The sequence below is a fragment of the Pedobacter sp. Leaf216 genome, assembly GCF_001421515.1.
In the GTDB taxonomy this organism is placed as follows: Bacteria; Bacteroidota; Bacteroidia; order Sphingobacteriales; family Sphingobacteriaceae; genus Pedobacter.
On the sequence record NZ_LMKM01000031.1, the window covers coordinates 1 to 3,252 of the forward strand.

Consider the following 3,252-nt stretch of genomic DNA (forward strand, 5'->3'; position numbering starts at 1 on the left):
AATATTTTTGATGTTGATATCTGTTATCTTGTATTTTTCATTCATGAAAGCGACAAGATGCCTTTCCAAGACCTGAAAGCGCTTCAAAGTACCAATGGCGTATTCACGTCCAACTAGGGCTTCCATCTTTTCGTTGTGTATTTTGATCCCTTCCATCAAGGTATGCTTCCGGACTTCCCGCCCGATAAATCTGCACTTAATGCTTTCGGCTGTAATAACATCACCTGCATCAAAAAGATCCCTGTAAACCTGGTTGATCATTGACTGGAGATTGTCTAGATGTCCATTAAAACTTCTGACATCTTCCTTCTTTCCATCCTGTCTGCCTGATTTGGTATTCCACTTTTCAGGATCGCACTCAAGACCGCTGGTCATTTCTGATCTTTTTCCGCCAACAGTTATTCTTAAATAAACTGGGACATGGCCACCACGATAGTTTTTCTGCTTTTTAAGATAAAAGAGCAGGCTAAAATTAGTTTTCATATAAACTGAATTAAGGTTAACAAAATTAGCCTTGCAGTCTGAAAACGTCAAGATGTTCGATGGTCGAACGACTTGTTAAACAAGTGGTTATAAATAATTCGGTGAGTTCTTTTAGTACCTAAATTACTCACCGAATTACACACTTTTAATATGAGAATCGGTGAGTATTTTAGATTTTCCTCTAAAACAGAAAAGCTTGCAATCATTTGATTTGCAAGCTTTTACGTAGTTTTGATACTATCTTCTGTGATCCCGCTGGGATTCGAACCCAGGACCACTACATTAAAAGNATCATTTGATTTGCAAGCTTTTACGTAGTTTTGATACTATCTTCTGTGATCCCGCTGGGATTCGAACCCAGGACCACTACATTAAAAGTGTAATGCTCTACCAGCTGAGCTACGGAATCATTATATCCCTTTCGGGGCTGCAAAGATAGAAAATAAATCGATTCACACAAAAGTTAAAATAAATAAATTTAACAGAAGCTTAACAATTAATAAAAATTAAACAGTTAAATATTTATGGATCACGTTGTTAATCGGAGAAAATTAATTACATTGTAATCAGTTATTTTTATCCCTATTCCCGTCAAACTACAGTAAGCTGTAATTACACAACCCAAATTATTGTAATATGCTTAAACCAAATGATTGCCTACGGCATTGGTAAAATGATTTACATTCTTAATAGTTGTAAAACCTGCATTAATTTTTTATTTTTCAGTTTTATTTTGATTTTTACATATACATTCGCTTTTCCCTAATGAATATTGAAAATATCTACGGTGAAGAGAAGTGGAAAGCCTTTGGTGGCTTCTCTCCTCTTATTGCTGTCTTTAAATCTTACCATCCGCTTAACCCCGAAATTGAAAACGTGATTAACGAATGGACCTTCCCTATCCATTTCGCAAAAAATAAACACATTGCATCGCCCTTAAAACGCAACCGTTACATTTACCTCATTTTAGAAGGTGCTGTACATGGTTACCTAAAAATGGGAAATAAAAAAATAACTACCTGGATTGCTGCCGAAAATGAATTGGCCGGCACCATCCGCAATTTATGGGAAAGTGAGGTTTCTGATGAATACATTGAAACCATCGACCCTGTATTTGCGATTGCGATTCCGCATGAAATGTCGAAACTACTTTATGAAAATTTCCCGATCGCCAATTATGTTGGTCGTAAAATGACGGAGATCTATTTTCAGGGGGCAACTGAGCGTGCATACATTAGCAGGCTCCCGTCGGCATTAAAACGCTACAAACGTTTCCTCGTTTCTTATCCATACCTAATTAACCGGGTTCCGCTCAAATACATTGCATCATTTATTGGCATGCGCCTTGAAACGCTCAGCAGGATTAGGAAACTTGCATCATTAGAAAAATAACAGCTCAATGCTGTAAATCAACCTGTATTAATTCCAACAGGGCAATCTCTTCATTCAGTTCTGAATGTGAAAATTTAGTTCCTGTAACAGGGTATAAATAGCAAAACGGCGCACTGCAATATGTTGGTGCCCCACCAAAGCGCCTATAAACAAAGCAAGCAGGTAAATCTCATTACCTAAAAAAGACGATTAAACAATGTTTTACCTCGCCATATCACTGCTTTACCCTGTACATACAACGCACAATAGAAAAAAATTACAGGTTGCATCAGTCAATAATACAAAAGAGACTGTAAAACCATTACCTAAGGCCATCATCTCTTTTTAATTAATGCTAAATAAACATGACTACGGTTATTTAAACAATATAAATATGTAAAAGGTAAATTTTTGGATCAAGAGAGCGAAAATGATGAGAATGGAAAAAGATACACTTTGTAGCACACAGCTCATATCTGCAGCCTTCATCCTATTGTGGGTTTACACCGCCGGAAGTAAACTCGTTAATTTTGCCACCTATAAACTCGAAATGGAGCACCAGGTTTTTAGTCTGTTCTTTTCTCACCTGTTAATTATCCTTATTCCAGCCGCAGAATTATTCACAGCATTGCTCTTGTTATTTAGCAAAACCAATAAGCTGGGCTTAATCTTTTCCTTATTGCTGATCTTCAGTTTTACCGTTTATATCGCACTGATCCTGGTTAATTACTTCCCGAAAATACCTTGTAGTTGTGGTGGAGTGATCGGAACCCTTGGGTGGAAAGCACACCTGGTTTTGAACCTTATCTTTTTAGCGGCAGCTATACTAGCCTTATTTAATAAACCAAAGCGGGAGGTATGTGACAAAGAGTGAGTAGATAAAAGGAGAATGGCCAGCTCACAAACAAAGAACCACATCGTTTGAAAGGCCAAAAGTAAAAACAAGATGGGCCAGTTGCCTGAGGCCCAACTATCAGGCAAAAAATTAAACTTAAAATATGTCAAAAAAAATTAATTTAGGCTTCGCAGCCCTTTTAGCAGGGTTCGGTCTTATCGCAACACAAAGTGCTTTTACTGCAAAAACACTTTCTTATTACCATTACAAAACAACTAACGGACCAGTTGCTCAAACCAGTTCATGGGAACCGGCAGCCGCTCCAACTACATTTGAATGCAGTGGTGACCCTGAAGTTCCGTGTACTATCGGAATTGAAACACCTTTGTCTACATACCTTTCAGGCAAAGACAATCAGGCCGTTATGGATTCTCCAGAATTAATCTCTTCAAGAGAACAATAATCGAGTAAGAAGCAGGGAATTAGTTTCCCTGCTGTCTCCTCACACCACCGTACGTACCGTTCGGTATACGGCGGTTTGTTAGAATAACTTCGTTTGGTGT

4 protein-coding genes and 1 tRNA gene are annotated in these 3,252 nt (G+C 37.9%); 3 read left to right on the forward strand and 2 right to left on the reverse strand.

All coding sequences use genetic code 11. From position 1 onward, the window contains the following. Positions 1-483: Arm DNA-binding domain-containing protein (locus ASE74_RS18305; RefSeq protein ID WP_235526158.1), on the reverse strand; the 483-nt coding region annotated here is incomplete at its 3' end. Positions 484-819: 336 nt separating this feature from the next. Further along, positions 820-892: transfer RNA gene (locus ASE74_RS18310), tRNA-Lys, on the reverse strand. Positions 893-1,248: 356 nt separating this feature from the next. Here ASE74_RS18310 and ASE74_RS18315 point away from each other — a divergent pair. The 3 genes from ASE74_RS18315 to ASE74_RS18325 all read left to right on the forward strand — a co-directional run bounded on the left by ASE74_RS18315 (position 1,249) and on the right by ASE74_RS18325 (position 3,152). Then, on the forward strand, positions 1,249-1,875 hold the full coding sequence (locus tag ASE74_RS18315; RefSeq protein ID WP_055912200.1) for a Crp/Fnr family transcriptional regulator: 627 nt from the start codon (positions 1,249-1,251) through the stop codon (positions 1,873-1,875). A gap of 418 nt (positions 1,876-2,293) precedes the next feature. Beyond that, positions 2,294-2,728 (forward strand): MauE/DoxX family redox-associated membrane protein, encoded by a 435-nt coding sequence (locus tag ASE74_RS18320; RefSeq protein ID WP_055912202.1) that lies wholly within the window; start codon positions 2,294-2,296, stop codon positions 2,726-2,728. Positions 2,729-2,852: 124 nt separating this feature from the next. Then, on the forward strand, positions 2,853-3,152 hold the full coding sequence (locus tag ASE74_RS18325; protein ID WP_055912204.1) for a hypothetical protein: 300 nt from the start codon (positions 2,853-2,855) through the stop codon (positions 3,150-3,152). Positions 3,153-3,252: the final 100 nt, after the last annotated feature.

Excerpts from the sequence above, each read along its gene's own strand:
- ASE74_RS18315 (WP_055912200.1), top strand. The coding sequence starts at position 1,249 with ATGAATATTGAAAATATCTACGGTGAAGAGAAGTGGAAAGCCTTTGGT.
- ASE74_RS18320 (WP_055912202.1), top strand. The coding sequence starts at position 2,294 with ATGGAAAAAGATACACTTTGTAGCACACAGCTCATATCTGCAGCCTTC.
- ASE74_RS18325 (WP_055912204.1), top strand. The coding sequence starts at position 2,853 with ATGTCAAAAAAAATTAATTTAGGCTTCGCAGCCCTTTTAGCAGGGTTC.